General features: G+C 68.8%; 1 pseudogene. It reads right to left on the reverse strand.

The annotated features are described in order from the left end of the window. A pseudogene (locus QSG27_RS29195) lies at positions 1-525 on the reverse strand (DUF4347 domain-containing protein); the annotation flags it as partial.

Below are 525 nucleotides of genomic sequence, written 5' to 3' on the forward strand. Positions count from 1 at the left end.
TGATGAAGGCGATGTAGTTCTGGTCGCCCATGGTGCCGGTGGTGACGGTCATCGCGCCCACCGCCTTGCCGGCGAAGGTCATGCTGGCATCCACGGTGCCGTTGCCGTCGATGTCGCAATGGACCGTGGCGCCCTTGTAGCCCTCGGCGCCGCCCATCTCCTCCCAGCGCAGCGTGGAGGTGCCTTCCTTGTAGCCCCAAAGGGTCGACCACTCGCCCTGCTCCAGGTCGGTGACGGTGGACCAGGTGGTCTCGGTGCCGCGGCCATCGACGAAGAAAGTGTCCTTGCCCGAGCCGCCGATCAGCCAGTTGGAGCCCGAGCCGCCGTCCAGCACGTCGTCTCCCGCCCCGCCCGACGCGGCGTCGTCGCCGCCCAGCAGGTTGATGAAGTCGTTGCCGTCCGACCCGCCCAGCACCTCGCTGCGGGCGTCGCCCAGGAAGGTCCATTGCAGGGTGGAGACCGGCCCCTCGTAGGCGTAGGCCTTCACGTCCTCGGTCACGCCGTCCACGATGCGCTGCATGGCGG

It is taken from the genome of Azospirillum isscasi (assembly GCF_030849505.1).
GTDB classification, from domain to species: Bacteria; Pseudomonadota; Alphaproteobacteria; order Azospirillales; family Azospirillaceae; genus Azospirillum; species Azospirillum isscasi.